Raw genomic sequence first — 14302 nt, 5'->3', positions numbered from 1 at the left:
TTAGCAGATCCGATTTCCGTTTCCGCCACCCGCTGGAGCGGGCTGCCGGGCCGTTCTTCGCTTTCGCGTTTCCCTTTCCGGCGGTTCCGACTCTACCAGATCCTTTCGGGCCTGATTCCCAGTCAGAGGGGGTTGCCTTTCCGGTCGCTTTGGCCGTTCCGACGAGTGAGACTTTAGCGGATTCCTCGTCCCCGACGCTAATCGGGCTGCGTTCATTCGAACGCGGATTCCTCATTTCGCAAAAGCGCACACAAAGCAAGGCGACGGTGTGTCGCTCACTTGGAGTAGGTCTTGCGGAATGGCTGTCCGGGGCCGACCGGAGTCGGTGCTCACGTCGGACAACCCGGAGAACACTACGGATCGGGGTTTCGCATGTCAACCCGAGGCCCGAGGGCGTACTCTCCACGTATGACTACGCATGCGTGCACCCTTCAGTGGTGGGCCGCCTGACGGCGGCCGGCACACACGCATGCACTCAACGGCCGCCGCCTCGGCGGCCGTTTGCGTTTCTCCCTCCGGGGGCCGGCCGCTGATGGCGGCGGCTCCGGCAGGAGAGGGAGAACGAACAGATGAAGCGGACCTTCAGCGGGGTCAAGCCCACGGGGCATCTGACGCTCGGGAACTACCTCGGGGCCGTGCGGCGGTGGGTCGAGGCCGATCAGCATCAGTCGGACGCGCTGTTCAGCGTCGTGGATCTGCATGCCCTGACCGTGGAGCACGACCCTGCGCGGGTAAGAAGGCTGAGCCGTCAGGCGGCGACTCTGCTGCTGGCGGCCGGGCTGGATCCGGAACGGTGCACCCTGTTCGTTCAGAGTCATGTGGACGAGCACGCCCGGCTCTCGTATCTGCTGGAGTGCACGGCCACGGACGGCGAGATGCGGCGCATGATCCAGTACAAGGAGAAGGCGGCGCGTGCGCGGGCGGCCGGGGAGAGTGTGCGGCTGTCGCTGCTGACGTATCCGGTGCTGATGGCGGCGGACATCCTGGCGTACGCGACGGACGAGGTACCGGTCGGGGACGACCAGGCACAGCACGTCGAGCTGACACGGGATCTGGCGGTGCGGTTCAACCAGCGGTACGGGCATGTCTTCACCGTGCCGAAGGCGACGCATCCGCAGGTCGCGGCGAGGGTGATGGATCTGCAGGACCCGGCGTCGAAGATGGGGAAGTCGCACGAGAACGGGGCCGGGACCGTCTATCTGCTCGACGACGCGGACGTGATCCGGCGCAAGATCATGCGGGCTGTGACGGACAGCGGGCAGGACGTCGAGTACGACCGGGAGGGCCGGCCGGGGGTGGCGAATCTGCTGGAGATTCTTTCCGCCTGCGAGAACGGGAACCCGGAGGCCTTGGCCGGTGTATATGAGTCGTACGGCGCGCTGAAGAAGGACACGGCCGAGGCGGTGGTGGAGCTGCTGAGGCCGTTGCGGGAACGGCATGCGGAGCTGGCGGCCGATCCGGCATACGTGGATGAGGTGCTGAGGGCGGGGGCCGCTCGGGCCCGGGGGTTGGCCCGTCCTCTGGTGGATCGTGCCTATCGGGCGATCGGGCTGCTTCCGGCCGGCTGACGGAACGCTGCCCGGTAGTCGCGCGGGCTGGTGGCGAGGTGAGCTGCGAAGTGCTGGCGCATGGTCACCTCGCTGCCGAATCCCGTGCGGCGCGCGACCTCAGGGATGGGGTGATCGGTGAGTTCGAGGAGTTTCTGGGCGGCTGCGACGCGCTGGGTGATGAGCCAGTGGAGGGGGGTGGTGCCGGTGCCGGCCTGGAAGTGGCGGGCGAAGGAGCGCGGGGACATACCTGCGCGGGCGGCGAGGGACGCGACGGTGTGGGGTTCCGCGAGGTGGGCGAGGGCGTAGTCGCGGACGGCGGCGAGGGTGTGGGCGTCGCGGTCGGCGCGTGGGGTGGGGTGCTCGATGAACTGGGCCTGAGTGCCGGTGCGGAAGGGGGCGGTGACCATCGACCGGGCGATGGTGGCGGCGGCCTCGGCGCCGTGGGTGATGCGGACGAGATGGAGGCAGAGGTCGATGCCGGCAGCCGTACCGGCGGAGGTCCAGATGTTGGCGTCGTGGAGGAAGAGGGCGTCGGGCACGACGGTGACCTGGGGGTGGTGCTCGCGGAGGAGGTGAGTCAGGTTCCAGTGGGTGATCGCGCGGCGGCCGTCGAGAAGGCCGGCCTGGGCGAGGGTGAAGGCGCCTCCGCAGAGGGCGGCGATCGGGGTGCCTCGGGTGTGCGCCCGGCGTAGGGCGTCGAGGACCGGGGGCGGCGCGGTCGTGAGGTGGTCGTCCAGGCCGGGGACGACGACGAGGTCGGCGCGGCTGAGCCAGGCGAGGGTGCGGTCGGGGGTGAGGCTGAGACCGCCGCGCATGGGGACGGGGGTGCGGTCGGTGCCGGTGCGGCGGAGTTCGAAAAGGGGTACCCCGCGGTCGGTGCGGTCGACTCCCCAGACCTCGCTGATGACGGAGACATCGAAGGCGCGGATGCCGGGGAAGGAGAGGAGGGCGATGCGCTGAGCTGCTGGTGACAGGGTCGCCATGATGGCAGTAAACCATCGATCGCTGGCTTCTGCTCCTCTGTGAAGGAGGTGCGGGCGGCGACAGCATGGTGGTCATGGAGATCGCAGAGAACGCAGCGCTGGTCGTCGTCGACGTACAGAAGGGGTTCGAGGAGGAGGAGTTCTGGGGGCCTCGGAACAATCCGCAGGCGGACGGGAACATCGCCTCGCTGATCGATGTATGGCAGGCGAGCGGGAGGCCGGTCGTCTTCGTACGGCACGACTCCTCGAAGCCCGAGTCGCCGCTGCGGCCCGGATACGAAGGGAATGACTTCAAGGAGTACGTGGAGCAGAGGAGGGGGAAGGGCAGCGGGGCGGAGCTGCTGGTGACGAAGACCGTGAACTCGGCGTTCTACGGGACACCGGATCTGCGGGCGTGGTTCGAGGCTCAGGGAGTGCGGCAGTTCGTGGTGGCCGGCATCCAGACCAATATGTGTGCGGAGACCACGGCGCGAATGGGCGGGAATCTCGGGTACGACGTGCTGTTCGCGCTGGACGCAACGTACACCTTTGATCTGGCCGGGCCCTTTGGGTGGACGCTGGGCGCGGACGAGCTGGCGCGGGCCACCGCCGTGTCGCTGCACGGCGGTGGGTTCGCCGGGGTGGTGTCGACGGAAGAGCTGGTCGTCGCGGCCGCGAAGTGAGCGTCAGCCGTTGCCGGAGGCGAGCTCGCGGCTGCGGTCGCGGGCCGCTTCCAGGGCGGCGATGAGGGCCGCGCGCACCCCGTGGTTCTCGAGCTCGCGGATGGCGCTGATGGTGGTGCCGGCCGGGGAGGTGACGGCTTCGCGGAGCTTGACCGGGTGTTCGCCGGAGTCGCGGAGCATCACGGCGGCGCCGATGGCGGCCTGGACGATGAGGTCGTGGGCTTGGGCTCGGGGCAGGCCGAGGAGGATGCCGGCGTCGGTCATGGCCTCGACGAGGAAGTAGAAGTAGGCCGGTCCGGAGCCGGAGAGCGCGGTGGCGGCGTCCTGCTGGGACTCGGGGACGCGGAGGGTCTTGCCGACTCCGCCGAAGATCTCCTCGGTGTGGGCGAGGTGTTCGGCGGTGGCGTGGCTGCCGCCGGAGATGACGGACATGCCTTCGTCGACGAGGACGGGCGTGTTCGGCATGACACGGACGACGGGGGTGTTGGGCGCGAGACGGTCTTCGATGGTGGAGGTGGTGATACCGGCTGCGGCGCTGATGACGAGACGCTCGGCGGACACGTGGGGGGCGAGTTCGTCGAGGAGCTTGCTCATGTCCTGGGGCTTGACGGCCAGGATGAGGGTGTCGGCGCGCTTGGCGGCGTCGGCGTTGGTGACGGCTTCGACGCCGTAGCGGGTGCGGAGCTCATCGGCGCGTTCGGCGCGGCGTGCGGTGACCAGGAGGGCGGAGGCGGGCCAGCCGGCCCGGATCATGCCACTGAGCAGGGCCTCGCCGATCTTGCCGGTGCCGAGGACTGCGACTGTCTGGGTCATGCGGGGTCACCTCGCCGGTGGGGATGTGCTGATTGCCGTGGTGCTCATTGCCGTACGTGGATGAGTGATCCATGTACGGCAACATCCTCGCACCGGTGAGGTGGAAGTGCCGGAGGTGTCCGAGGGGCGGTCACGCGGTGCGGCGGCGGAGGGTGGCCGCGCCGAGGGTGAGAACGAGGAGGGCGCAGGCGGCGACGATGAGGACGTCGCGGATGAAGTTGGCGGTGACGTCGGTGTGCCGGAGCACTTCGTTCATGCCGTCGACGGCGTACGACATGGGCAGGAGGTTCGAGATGCCTTCGAGGACGGGCTGCATGTTGTCGCGTGCGGTGAACAGTCCGCAGAGCAGCAACTGGGGGAAGATCACCGCGGGCATGAACTGGACCGCCTGGAACTCGGAGGCGGCGAAGGCGGAGACGAAGAGGCCGAGGGCCGTGCCGAGCAGGGCGTCCAGCAGTGCGACGAGGAGCAGCAGCCAGGGTGAGCCGATGACGTCCAGGCCGAGGAACCAGAGGGCGAGGCCGGTGGCGAGGGCGGACTGGATGATGGCGAGCAGGCCGAAGGCCACGGCGTAGCCGGCGATCAGGTCGCCCTTTCCCAGCGGCATGGCGAGGAGGCGTTCGAGGGTGCCGGAGGTGCGCTCGCGGAGGGTGGCGATCGAGGTGATCAGGAACATCGTGATCAGCGGGAAGATGCCGAGCAGCGATGCGCCGATCGCGTCGAAGGTCCGGGCGCTGTCGTCGAAGACGTAGCGCAGCAGGAAGAGCATCACGCACGGCACCAGGAGCATCAGGGCGATCGAGCGCGGGTCGTGGCGCAGTTGGCGCAGGACGCGGGCGGCGGTGGCGAGGGTGCGGGCGGCGGAGATGGCGGGCGCGGCGGCGGGCGCGGTCGGTTGGGCGTTCATCGTGCGGTCTCCTGAAGGGCGTTGGCCGTGTCGACGAGGTGGAGGAAGGCGCCTTCGACGGTGGCGGTGTCGTGGCGGTGCCGCAGGGCGTCGGGGGTGTCGTCGGCGAGGAGTTCGCCCTCGCGCAGGAGCAGCAGGCGGTGGCAGCGCTCGGCCTCGTCCATGACGTGCGAGGAGACGAGGATCGTGGTGCCCCGGTCCGCGGCGATGCGGTGGAAGAGGTCCCACAGGTCGCGGCGGAGGACCGGGTCGAGGCCGACCGTGGGTTCGTCGAGCACGAGCAGTTCGGGGGTCCCGATCAGGGCTACGGCGAGGGAGACGCGGCTGCGCTGGCCGCCGGAGAGCCGGCCTGCGAGGACGTGGGCGTGGTCGGCGAGGTCGACGTCGGCGATGGCCTGGGTGACGTGCCGGCGGCGGCGCTCGGCTGCGGCGCGGCCGGGGTCGAGGATGGCCGCGAAATAGTCGAGGTTCTGGCGGACCGTCAGGTCGTCGTAGACGGAGGGGGCTTGGGTGACATAGCCGATCCGGGAGCGGAGGGAGGCGTCGCCCGCCGGTCGGCCGAGGACGTCGAGGGTGCCGGTGACTTTGGCCTGTGTGCCGACGACGGCCCGCATCAGGGTGGATTTCCCGCAGCCGGACGGGCCGAGGAGGCCGGTGATCTGGCCGGGTGGGACGTCGAAGTCGAGGGCTCGGAGGACGGTGCGGGGACCGCGGACGACGGTGAGCGCGCGAGCGTGGATGGCGGGGTGGCCGGCGCGCTCGGAGCCCCCGGGATCATTATTCATCATGCGATGAATAATGATCCCGGGGGAATGGAGCGTCAAGCCTGTGAGGAGGAACGGTTGGACACAACCAACCGCCGGCCCGCATCCGCTCGTGCTCCGCACGTCACGACATGCCCGGTGTCAGGGGGATGGTCCACGGGCGGCGGGAGGCCTGGTGGAGGAAGCGGACCGTGGAGCTGACCACCTGTGCCTTGGTGCGAGCGGCGAGGCGGCCCTTGAGGAGACGGTTGCGCGGGGTGTCGTCCGGGCGGACGAACTGGATCAGGCCGTCGTAACGGCCGAGGCTCACGCACTGGATGAGAAAGCCGAAGTTCAGCGGTCGCGGTTCGCGGCCGCGGGATTCCGAGATGATCGACGAGGCGGCGTGGGAGCCCGTGGGCGGTGCGATCGCGCAGGCCATGCGCAGGGCACCCGCCTTGGGCGAGGTGGCGGCCGCCGCGTCACCGGCGACGTACACCTCGGAGCACGGAATGTGACAGTCCGCCTCGTCGTGGCCCGCGGGCACCCGCGGAAGCCGGCGGGACCGGTGGAGACGGGCGGACGCGAGACGGACGGGTCCGGCTACCGGCGCTTCGGCTTCTTGCGGGCCGCCGATCGCGCCGCCGGATTGCCCGCGCGCGTGGTGCGGCGCTTCTCGTACTGGGCGACGGCCGTCTCGTACTCCGTGCGCCGGAGCTTCTCGCCCGGGGCCTCGATGAGCGAACGGACGAAGTACGCGAGCAGCAGACCGATGAAACCGATCGCCTTGAGGCTGCGCAGGGACTCGTCGCGGGCGGGGTCCGCGGAGCGGCGTGTGAAGCCTTCCCAGGCCTTGCGGAAGGCGATGGCACTGCAGATCGCGAACATCACGACCACGAGCGTGTTGACGAAGCCGCCGACCTCGGCGGTCTCCAGGCCCTGGTACGCGATCCGGAGGACCAGACACCCGGCGGCGGCCGCGGCGAGCGAACCGGCGGCGACGGCGGCACGTCGCAGCGCGTAGCCGCCGTCGTGGTCGACCCAGGTGGTGCCGAAGAACCGGATCGGCTCGGGTTGTGGGCCGGTACGGGCGGCACTGCTCCCATTGCCCTTGCCGGTCCCACTACCGGTGCCGGTGCCGGCCGGGGTCCCGGCCGGGGTCCCGGTGCCGCCGTTCCCCTTCGGGGTGGCCTTTTCGTTCTCGCTCACAGAGTCGATTATCCCCGGCATCCCCGGCGTCCCCCGCGCGGGACCAGAGCCGTCAGGAACTCGGGAACTCTGAGCTCCGGCGCTCAGGCACTCCGGCGCTCAGGAGCACTGCGGCGCGACGTAGCCGTCGCTGCCCGTGTTCACGTAAGCGTCCGAGACGTACTCGCCGTCGGCGATGTTGTCCCACAGGGTGGTCGTTCCGTACGGGCCGGTGATCCGCTCACCGGGCTTCTGGCAGTACACCGGCACCCTGACGTTGTACGGCAGGGTGCGGATCAGCCGGAACTGCCGCCCCGGCCCCGACCGGACATTGACCCGGTAGCCCGGCGCGATCGGATACCGGACGACGTCCGCGGCGGCTTCGGCCCGGACGGCGTCGGCAGCGGCACTCTCATTGATCTCTTCAACGGCCATGTGGCCCTCCCCCGTTGCTGTTCACTCTCTGCGACGCGCAGGCTAGCAAGCCCCGTCCGCATTGAACGAACCATCGACTAGGCTCCGTGAGTCGCGCTTGCGGACGAACACACGGGGGTGGACGATGCCGCCGCTGCGAGAGAGCGGGACCGGCCCGGAAGCGGAACAGCCCGGATACGCGGGGCGGTACCGTCTTGAGGCGTGCCTGGGGGCCGGCGGCATGGGGGTCGTGCACCTCGCACGCTCGGCCTCCGGTCTGCGCCTCGCGGTCAAGATCGTGCATGAACAGTACGCGGCGGACCCGGAGTTCAGGGCCAGATTCCGGCAGGAGGTCGCGGCCGCACGCCGGGTGAGCGGGGCCTTCACCGCATCCGTCGTGGATGCCGATCCGGACGCCGAACGCCCCTGGATGGCGACCCTCTACGTCCCCGGGCCCACGCTCGCCGACCAGGTGAAGCGGAGCGGTCCCATGGCCCCCGCCGAGCTGCGCAGGCTCACGGCCGGGCTCGCCGAGGCCCTGCGCGACATCCACCGCGCCGGGGTCGTCCACCGGGACCTCAAGCCCAGCAACGTCCTCCTCACCGATACCGGTCCGAAGGTCATCGACTTCGGGATCTCCCGGCCGTTCGACAGCGATCTGCGTACGGAGACGGGGAAGTTGATCGGCTCGCCGCCCTTCATGGCGCCCGAGCAGTTCCAGCGACCGCGCGAAGTGGGGCCCGCCGCAGATGTGTTCGCGCTCGGGTCGGTGCTGGTGCACGCGGCAACGGGGAGCGGGCCTTTCGACTCGGACAGCCCGTACATCGTGGCGTACCAAGTGGTCCACGACGAGGCGGACCTGGCCGGCGTACCGGCCGAACTCGCGCCGCTGATCAGCCGCTGTCTGGCCAAGGAACCCGCGGAGCGGCCCACTCCGGACGAGATCATGGCGGAGCTGCGCCCTCCGTCGTACGAGGCCGCGGCCTTCATACCCGCTCAGCGACGGTCGAGCAGTGCGCAGCCCCCGCCGGCCGAGGAGCCGGACGCCCCTGACGGCTCCGACGGCTCGTCTCCCGCCTCGCGAACTCGCATGCGGAGCACGGGCAGTACGCGTAGTACAGGAAGCACGGGGAGCTCGGGAAGCACAGGAAGTACGGGAAGTACGGAGAGCACGCGGCGTACGCGGACACGCAGGCGTCTGCTGTCGGCGGGCGCCGCGCTGCTGCTTCTCGGCGCCGGTGGCGCGCTCGCGGTACGGGAGTACGGCGGCACGGACGCACCTGGCAGCGCGCGCTCCCGCGCGGGTGCGGCCAAGGAGGAGTTCACCCCGTGGGAGACGAGCCTGCGTGCCTCGGGTGACTCCGCCTCCGCAGCCGCCCCCGCCTGCGGCTTCGCGGACGGGTCGCTCTACTGCTCCGTGCGCGGTGTCGGGGCGGCGCGGCTCGATCCCGCCGACGGGCGGGTGATCTGGTCGGTCACGGCGCCCTCGGGAAAGACCGCTGAGGGCGACGCCTCCGTCCCTGCCGTCTCCGGCGGGCTGGTGCACACCACCGCGGCCACGGCACGGACGGCGAAGATCCAGACGTACGGTCCGGCCGCCGGCTCACCCGGCTGGAGCGCGGACGTCTCCGCCTTCCTCGGTGGCGTCGGTTACGCGGGCGACACCGTCCTCCTCGTCTCGCCGGCCGGCACGATGAAGGCTCTGGACGGGTCCACGGGGAAGACGCGCTGGCGCCACGCTCTGCCCGGGCACCGCCGCCCGGACTTCGGTCCCTACAGCGCGGCGACCGGCCTTCTCCATGTGTTCGAGAACGCCCCGGACGGCGCCACCACCCTGGTCACCGCGGTGAACCCGCGCAGCGGCGACATGGCGTGGCAGCGCAGACTCGACGGAAACCTCACCCCGGCCGCGACCGCCGACGGCACGCTCTTCCTCACCTCGACGGACCGGAACACCCAGACCGACGCGATCGTCCGCTACGACACCCGCAAGCGGACCGCGCACCGTGTGAAGCTGCCGTTCCCCCTCGCGGAGCCGAAGCTCGCCGTACGGGGAGACATCGCCTACCTGCTGGCGAGGGGCGGCACACTGCTGGCCGTCGACACCCGTCGTACGACCGCCGCGCAGAGCACCGAACTGTGGCGCCTGGAAACCGCGGCGGGACGCGCCTCCCACCCCGCTCTCGCCGGGGACGACCGGCTGTACTTCTCCGCCGCCGACGGACGGCTCTTCGCCGTCGACACGCAGCGCGGCGTCGTCCTCGGCCAGACCCGCGCCCGGCTGCACGGCGGCAGACTCGGCTTCGCGGGCGCGCTGCCCGCGCCCGTCACGGCCGAGGGCAAGGTCTTCGCGACCGCCCCGGACGGCTCGGTCTTCGCCGTGGACGCCGCGGATCCGGCACGCTGGTGAGCCGGGGTACACAGCGCGAAGCCCCGGCGGGACCTCCCACCGGGGCTTCGTACGACTCAGAACTCGGCTGAGACGCTTCGTGCGTCTGAGAACGCGGCTGAGATGCTCCGTACAGCTGAGAACCGACCGAGACGTCGTCCGACAGGGCTCGGTCTGATCGGGCTCAGCCCAGCTTCGACACGTCCCGCACCGCGCCCTTGTCCGCGCTCGTCGCCATCGCCGCATAGGCGCGCAGCGCTGCCGAGACCTTGCGCTCGCGATTCTTGGGGGCGTAGACGCCGCCCAGGGCCTCACGGCGGGCCTCCAGCGTGGCGTCGTCCACGAGGAGTTCGATCGAGCGGCCCGGGATGTCGATGCGGATGAGGTCGCCGTCCTCGACGAGGGCGATCGTGCCGCCGGACGCGGCCTCCGGGGAGGCGTGGCCGATGGACAGGCCCGACGTACCGCCGGAGAAGCGGCCGTCGGTGACGAGGGCGCAGGCCTTGCCGAGGCCGCGGCCCTTCAGGAAGGAGGTCGGGTAGAGCATCTCCTGCATGCCGGGGCCGCCGCGCGGGCCCTCGTAGCGGATGACGACCACGTCGCCTTCCTTGACGACCTTGGAAAGGATCTTGTCGACGGCCTCGTCCTGCGATTCGCAGACGACGGCCGGGCCCTCGAAGGTCCAGATCGACTCGTCGACACCGGCGGTCTTCACGACGCAGCCGTCCTCGGCGATGTTGCCCTTGAGGACGGCCAGGCCGCCGTCCTTGGAGTAGGCGTGCTCGACGGAGCGGATGCAGCCGCCCTCGGCGTCGACGTCCAGGGAATCCCACCGCTCGGACTGCGAGAAGGCGGTAGCGGAGCGGACACAGCCGGGGGCCGCGTGCCACAGTTCGACGGCCTCGGCGGAGGGGGAGCCGCCGCGGACGTCCCAGGTCTTGAGCCATTCGGCGAGAGACGCCGAGTGGACGGTGTGGACGTCCTCGTTCAGCAGCCCGCCGCGGTACAGCTCGCCCAGGATGGCGGGGATGCCGCCGGCCCGGTGGACGTCCTCCATGTAGTACGTGCCGCCGGGGGCGACGTTCGGCGCGACCTTGGCCAGGCAGGGGACGCGGCGCGAGACGGCGTCGATGTCGGTCAGGTCGTAGTCCAGCTCGGCCTCCTGGGCGGCGGCCAGCAGGTGGAGGATCGTGTTGGTCGAGCCGCCCATGGCGATGTCGAGGGCCATCGCGTTCTCGAACGCCTCGCGGGTGGCGATGTTGCGCGGCAGGACGGACTCGTCGCCCTGCTCGTAGTAGCGCTTGGTGATCTCGACGACCGTACGGCCCGCGTTCTCGTACAGGGCCTTGCGGGCGGTGTGGGTGGCGAGGACCGAGCCGTTGCCCGGCAGGGAGAGGCCGATGGCCTCGGTGAGGCAGTTCATCGAGTTGGCGGTGAACATGCCGGAACAGGAGCCGCAGGTCGGGCAGGCGTTCTCCTCGATACGGAGGACGTCGTCGTCCGACACGTTCTCGTTGACCGCGTCGACGATGGCGTTGATCAGGTCGAGCTTGCGGACCGTGCCGTCCACGAGGGTCGCCTGGCCGGCCTCCATCGGACCGCCGGAGACGAAGACCGCGGGGATGTTGAGGCGCATCGCGGCCATCAGCATGCCCGGGGTGATCTTGTCGCAGTTGGAGATGCAGATCAGGGCGTCGGCGCAGTGCGCCTCGACCATGTACTCGACGGAGTCCGCGATCAGGTCCCGGGAGGGCAGTGAGTACAGCATGCCGCCGTGGCCCATAGCGATGCCGTCGTCGACGGCGATCGTGTTGAACTCGCGGGGCACCGCGCCCGCCGCCAGGATCGCGTCGGAGACGATCCGGCCGACCGGGGCGAGGTGCGTGTGGCCGGGCACGAACTCGGTGAAGGAGTTGGCGACCGCGATGATCGGCTTGCCGATGTCCGCGCCCGCTACGCCCGAGGCCCGCATAAGGGCGCGGGCGCCCGCCATATTGCGGCCGTGGGTGACTGTGCGGGACCTCAGCTCGGGCATCGTCGCTCGCTCCTTCAGACAGTTCTGGCTGCTCTCGAGCGTACGCCGATGCTCCAAGATCTGGACGCCTGGTCCGGAATGCGGGACGGGGGTCCGCGTTTCGGGCAGCCGCCCGTCCGGCCGGGAGCCCTCGTACGCGCGGGCGCTCAGGCCTCCGTCAGGTACCTCTGCAACGTCGGCGCGACCAAAGCGATGATCTCCTCCGGGTCCGCCGAGGCCAGCGGCTCCACCTGGATCACATACCGCAGGATCGCGATGCCGATCATGTGCGAGGCGGCCAGCTCCGCGCGGAACTTCGGGTTCGGTACGTCGAGGTCCGCCGCCACCCGCTCCAGCAGTCGTCTGAGTACGAAGCCGCGCAGCACCTTCGCCGCCGCCTCGTGCGTGAGCGCCGAGCGGATGATCGCCAGCAGCGGGGCCCGGGTCACCGGGTTCTCCCAGACGCCGATGAAGTAGCGGGCCAGCCTTTCGCCGAGGCCTTCCGTGCCCTGGCCCAGGACCGCCGGGATGACGAGCGCGGGCTCGAAGGACACCTCGATGGCGGCCGCGAAGACCTCTTCCTTCGTACCGAAGTAGTGGTGGACGAGGGCCGGGTCGACGCCTGCCGCCTTGGCGATGCCGCGCACCGACGTCTTGTCGTAACCGCGCTCGGCGAACTCGGTGCGGGCCGCCAGGAGGATGCGCTCGCGGGCGCCGGGCCCGGTGTCCGCCTCCGCGCGGGCGGGCCGGCCGCGCCGCCGGGGCGCCGCGCCGGTCATGATCCGCCCGAGGCACCGGTGACGCCGCCCGCCGCGCCGGCGGTGCCCCGGGGCGCTTCCTGCGAAGGCGTGCTCGCCGACGCCAGATGCAGCCGGGTGAAGGCCAGCGCCTCCGCCAGGTCAGCCTCCCGCTCCGCCGCGGACATCGCCCGGCGCGTGTTGACCTCGATGACCACATGGCCGTCGAAGCCGGTACGGGCGAGGTGCTCCAGCAACTCGGCGCACGGCTGGTCGCCGCGCCCCGGCACCAGGTGCTCGTCCTTCGCCGAGCCCTTGCCGTCCGCGAGATGGACGTGTCCGAGCCGGTCGCCCATGCGGTCGACCATGGCCAGGGTGTCCGTGCGGGACGTGGCCGTGTGCGAGAGGTCGATCGTGAAGTGCCGGTAGTCCTCTTTGGTGACGTCCCAGTCGGGGGCGTACGCGAGCATCTCGCGGTCGCGGTAGCGCCATGGGTACATGTTTTCGACGGCGAAGCGCACATCCGTTTCGCTCGCCATCCGCCAGATGCCGGAGACGAAGTCGCGGGCGTACTGCCGCTGCCACCGGAACGGCGGATGGACGACGACGGTCGACGCGCCGAGCTTCTCGGCGGCCGCCTGGGCGCGCTGCAGCTTCACCCACGGGTCGGTGGACCAGACCCGCTGCGTGATCAGCAGACACGGCGCGTGGACAGCCAGGATCGGCACCTGGTGGTAGTCGGAGAGCCGGCGCAGCGCCTCGATGTCCTGGCTGACCGGGTCGGTCCAGACCATGACCTCGATGCCGTCGTACCCGAGGCGCGCGGCAACCTCGAATGCCGTCGCCGTCGACTCCGGATAGACGGAGGCCGTCGACAGGGCGACCTTCGCATCCGGGATGCGCACCACTGGTTCTGCCACGAGGGACAGATTACGGTCCCGCATCAGGGGGTGGGGAGGTGGTCCAGGCGTCGCAGGATCACGCCCTCGCGCAGCGCCCACGGGCAGATCTCCAGCGTCTCGACGTCGAACAGGTCCATCGCACCCTCCGCGACCAGGGCTCCCGCCAGCAGTTGGGCGGCGCGGCCCTCGGAGACACCCGGCAGCGTGACGCGCTGCGCGGCGGTCATGCCGGCGAGCTTGGGGACCCACTCCACCAGTGACGTATGACTGAGCTCACGTTGGGTGTACAGGCCCTCGGCGGAGCGCGCGGCGCCCGCGATACGGGCGAGCTGCTTGAAGGTCTTGGACGTGGCGACGATGTGGTCGGGGCGTCCGAAGCGGCTGAACTCGCCGACCGTACGGGCGATGCTGGTGCGCACATGGCGGCGCAGCGCCCGCACGTCCTCGGCGCCGGGCGGGTCGCCCGGGAGCATCGCCGCGGTGAGCCGGCCGGCGCCGAGGGGCAGGCTGACGGCGATGTCCGGCTCCTCGTCGATGCCGATCGCGATCTCCAGCGAGCCGCCGCCGATGTCCAGGACCAGCAGTTTCCCGGCCGACCAGCCGAACCAGCGGCGGGCCGCCAGAAAGGTGAGCCGGGCCTCCTCCTCGCCGGTGAGGACCTGCAGGTCGATACCGGTCACGGTCCTGACCCGGTCCAGTACGTCGTCGGCGTTGGTGGCCTCGCGGACCGCGGACGTCGCGAACGGGAGCACGTCCTCGCAGCCCTTGTCCTCGGCGGCCTGCAGGGCGTCGTTCAGGGTGGCGATGAGCCGGTCGACGCCCTCGGGGCCGATCGCTCCGTCCCCGTCGAGAAGTTCGGCGAGGCGCAGCTCCGCCTTATGGGAATGGGCGGGCAGCGGCCGTGCGCCGGGGTGTGCGTCCACCACCAGCAGGTGCACCGTGTTCGAACCGACGTCGAGGACTCCGAGTCTCATGTACGGAACGCTACTGCGGCAGCGCG

Annotated in this window: 14 protein-coding genes; 3 read left to right on the top strand and 11 right to left on the bottom strand. The window is 70.5% G+C overall.

What is annotated here, in order from left to right; translation table 11 throughout:
• Positions 1-569: 569 nt before the first annotated feature.
• The gene (gene trpS, locus ACZ6ZQ_RS25410; protein WP_469770806.1) at positions 570-1568 is read left to right on the top strand and encodes a tryptophan--tRNA ligase; all 999 of its coding nucleotides are present in this window, start codon (positions 570-572) and stop codon (positions 1566-1568) included.
• Here trpS and ACZ6ZQ_RS25405 read toward each other — a convergent pair.
• Positions 1535-2533: a GlxA family transcriptional regulator gene (locus ACZ6ZQ_RS25405; protein ID WP_469770805.1), complete on the bottom strand. Its 999-nt coding sequence runs from the start codon at positions 2531-2533 to the stop codon at positions 1535-1537. The two genes, trpS and ACZ6ZQ_RS25405, sit on opposite strands and share 34 nt — an antisense overlap.
• A 74-nt stretch (positions 2534-2607) precedes the next feature.
• On the opposite strand from ACZ6ZQ_RS25405, the gene ACZ6ZQ_RS25400 reads away from it, so the two are divergent.
• Positions 2608-3195: a cysteine hydrolase family protein gene (locus tag ACZ6ZQ_RS25400; protein WP_469770804.1), complete on the top strand. Its 588-nt coding sequence runs from the start codon at positions 2608-2610 to the stop codon at positions 3193-3195.
• Positions 3196-3198: 3 nt separating this feature from the next.
• Here the strand turns inward: ACZ6ZQ_RS25400 and proC are convergent, their stop codons facing one another.
• The 6 genes from proC to ACZ6ZQ_RS25370 all read right to left on the bottom strand — a co-directional run bounded on the left by proC (position 3199) and on the right by ACZ6ZQ_RS25370 (position 7281).
• Positions 3199-4008 (bottom strand): pyrroline-5-carboxylate reductase, encoded by an 810-nt coding sequence (proC, locus tag ACZ6ZQ_RS25395; RefSeq protein ID WP_469770803.1) that lies wholly within the window; start codon positions 4006-4008, stop codon positions 3199-3201.
• A 130-nt stretch (positions 4009-4138) separates the two neighbouring features.
• Positions 4139-4915: an ABC transporter permease gene (locus tag ACZ6ZQ_RS25390; RefSeq protein WP_469770802.1), complete on the bottom strand. Its 777-nt coding sequence runs from the start codon at positions 4913-4915 to the stop codon at positions 4139-4141.
• Positions 4912-5703, bottom strand: coding sequence for an ABC transporter ATP-binding protein (locus ACZ6ZQ_RS25385; protein WP_469770801.1), 792 nt, complete (start codon positions 5701-5703; stop codon positions 4912-4914). The genes ACZ6ZQ_RS25390 and ACZ6ZQ_RS25385 overlap by 4 nt, the downstream gene beginning before the upstream one ends.
• Before the next feature lie 100 nt (positions 5704-5803).
• A complete protein-coding gene (locus ACZ6ZQ_RS25380) occupies positions 5804-6205 on the bottom strand; it encodes a hypothetical protein (protein ID WP_469770800.1) in 402 nt (133 codons plus the stop codon).
• A 56-nt stretch (positions 6206-6261) separates the two neighbouring features.
• Positions 6262-6867 (bottom strand): hypothetical protein, encoded by a 606-nt coding sequence (locus ACZ6ZQ_RS25375; RefSeq protein ID WP_469770799.1) that lies wholly within the window; start codon positions 6865-6867, stop codon positions 6262-6264.
• Positions 6868-6966: 99 nt separating this feature from the next.
• A complete protein-coding gene (locus ACZ6ZQ_RS25370; protein ID WP_469770798.1) occupies positions 6967-7281 on the bottom strand; it encodes an SH3 domain-containing protein in 315 nt (104 codons plus the stop codon).
• 124 nt (positions 7282-7405) lie between these two features.
• On the opposite strand from ACZ6ZQ_RS25370, the gene ACZ6ZQ_RS25365 reads away from it, so the two are divergent.
• Positions 7406-9670: a protein kinase domain-containing protein gene (locus ACZ6ZQ_RS25365; protein ID WP_469770797.1), complete on the top strand. Its 2265-nt coding sequence runs from the start codon at positions 7406-7408 to the stop codon at positions 9668-9670.
• A gap of 163 nt (positions 9671-9833) precedes the next feature.
• Here the strand turns inward: ACZ6ZQ_RS25365 and ilvD are convergent, their stop codons facing one another.
• The 4 genes from ilvD to ACZ6ZQ_RS25345 form a co-directional block, all read right to left on the bottom strand.
• On the bottom strand, positions 9834-11684 hold the full coding sequence (gene ilvD, locus ACZ6ZQ_RS25360) for a dihydroxy-acid dehydratase (RefSeq protein WP_469770796.1): 1851 nt from the start codon (positions 11682-11684) through the stop codon (positions 9834-9836).
• A gap of 146 nt (positions 11685-11830) precedes the next feature.
• Positions 11831-12442, bottom strand: a complete 612-nt coding sequence (locus ACZ6ZQ_RS25355; protein WP_469770795.1) for a TetR/AcrR family transcriptional regulator — start codon at positions 12440-12442, stop codon at positions 11831-11833.
• Complete coding sequence (locus ACZ6ZQ_RS25350; RefSeq protein WP_469770794.1) at positions 12439-13320, bottom strand: sugar phosphate isomerase/epimerase family protein; 882 nt, start codon at positions 13318-13320, stop codon at positions 12439-12441. Before ACZ6ZQ_RS25350 ends, ACZ6ZQ_RS25355 begins: the two co-directional genes overlap by 4 nt.
• A gap of 23 nt (positions 13321-13343) precedes the next feature.
• Entirely contained in the window at positions 13344-14276 is a 933-nt protein-coding gene (locus tag ACZ6ZQ_RS25345) for a Ppx/GppA family phosphatase (protein WP_469770793.1), read from the bottom strand.
• Between the last annotated feature and the right edge of the window lie 26 nt (positions 14277-14302).

The organism is Streptomyces sp. NPDC053673 (assembly GCF_055585225.1).
Note: the sequence above shows the minus strand (reverse complement) of the source record. Positions and strands in the feature narration are given on the sequence as shown.